Origin of the sequence: Leptospira borgpetersenii serovar Javanica, assembly GCF_003046425.1 — a bacterium.
Lineage (GTDB): Bacteria > Spirochaetota > Leptospiria > Leptospirales > Leptospiraceae > Leptospira > Leptospira borgpetersenii.
This window is the reverse complement of the sequence record NZ_QAJG01000061.1, coordinates 1-1,722: the sequence shown is the minus strand read 5'-3', so window position 1 is coordinate 1,722 and position 1,722 is coordinate 1. Positions and strand designations below refer to the sequence as shown.

Annotated in this window: 1 protein-coding gene and 2 pseudogenes; 2 read left to right on the top strand and 1 reads right to left on the bottom strand. The window is 40.4% G+C overall.

Features of this window, described 5'->3' with window-relative positions:
* Positions 1 to 849, top strand: an 849-nt coding sequence (locus CLV95_RS18495; RefSeq protein WP_133175068.1) for a DUF1561 family protein, incomplete at its 5' end; no start/stop codon positions are given.
* Between the two features lie 176 nt (positions 850 to 1,025).
* A pseudogene (locus CLV95_RS20215) lies at positions 1,026 to 1,212 on the top strand (hypothetical protein); the annotation flags it as partial.
* 199 nt (positions 1,213 to 1,411) lie between these two features.
* Here CLV95_RS20215 and CLV95_RS20250 read toward each other — a convergent pair.
* Positions 1,412 to 1,722, bottom strand: a pseudogene (locus tag CLV95_RS20250) (LA_2272 family surface repeat-containing protein); the annotation flags it as partial.

The window sequence follows — 1,722 nt, the reverse complement described above, 5'->3', positions numbered from 1 at the left end:
TGTCCTGCCGGTTATAGGTCAGCCTATAAAAGGGTAAAAAGGACCTTACCTCCAAACTTTCAATTAAGCGATGATTGGATTCGGAGACTTTATGAGATAGCGGTTTCAACTATAGATACAGCTCGGCCGAGTGGGGTATGCGGTGTTTGTCTGCTTCATAGCTTCCAGATGTTAGCAGAGCTGCAGGAGTATCATTCTCAAGGACCTCTTCAGAGTGGAGGTTATTTTTTCGATACAGCTCGTGGTAGGGATCCTTTTATTTCGTTCAGACAACGTTATCCGTTGTTGAATACATTATTGACGGATGTACCTTATGTGTATGCTCCTGCCGGTAATACAAACAGACAGCTGGTATTCGCATCCGCTAGGACTATGTTGCCTCAGTACAACTGGATTCTCTCTTCCGAATTCACCGTTCGTTCTAGGATGCTATCTCACATTAATTCACTCATCCATTCTCCTCCCGGAAGTATTTGGTTGGCGATATTAAAGTTACGTCGCCCAGATAGAACTTCAGGGTGGCATGCTGTTCCAATTCTTAGAACCTCTCAAGGGTTAGTGGTAATTCAAACGAGGGCGTCTGTGCTGCCATTTGACATCTACAGACAATACCTAACACCCACCACAGATATGTTCCAGGTAATGGATTACCTGGAAACACCAGATAGGACTTTGACAAGACTTATAACGATACAGTTAGGGGAGGTTTACCACAATACATTTAACTTTATAATTTCTAACAGGAATTGCACTGGAGAAGGAGACGACAGAAGAGGTACAGGGGGATACCCAGCCAGCACATCGGTAAATCAATGCTCAAGGAGAGGCGGGAGGTGCACGCTGCTGTAAGTCCACGATGGCAAAATTGATTTCTAGACACTATCACTGGGGTCATTAGTAGAAATTTTACAAACCGCTTTCGTCCAAAATCTTTAAGAGTTAGATCGTACCTTCTAAATAACCCCACAATTACAATAAGGTAGCTCTAAGGTAAAATCCTCATGAGAGAAATATCGGCTAATCGTGAAAATCCTCTCATCGGTAAATATGGAGGAAAAAGATGGGTCGTTGAAAGAACTAACAGCTGGCACAACCGATTCAGAGCTATTCTAATTCGTTGGAAAAGAAATTCATCTTGCATCTCTTTATCTCACAAGCTCTATCGTCGCTTTTGACTTTTTAGTAGGTAGCCATGAGACCAGCTTTCAGTAAATCATGAATGTGCCCTGAAAGATTAATTAATACTTTAGAATATTCTAAAAAATAGAATGTAATTAGTTGGTTCTATTTTTCAGAATCCGTCTTCTGTTCCGCTATAGGGACTGAAGACGGAGTTTTTAATTTGGTTGAATCGAATAATTTGAACAATAATTGGCGAGGATTATGATCTATGATTTTTTGAATGTTTATTTTAAAGGATTTCTATTGTGTTTCCTCCAGCTTTAGAAAAACCTGTGCAATAGTTTGCCATGATCATAATAGGAAACGTATTGTTGGGGCAATAGTTTATAATTCCGATTTGGAGTCCGATGCTTCTACTCGATCCGATATTGATTGCCCCTATGCTGAATGACAAACCTTCCTGGAAGTTGGCATTCCTAAATTGAATCCTTTTGTATTTCTATTGAAAATACCTACATTCATTCCTTTTGAAGAAAGGTTGATCGCGCCGATCGTTAGGCCATTTGTTTCGTAATTCCCGACTCCAATCGTTAGATAGAA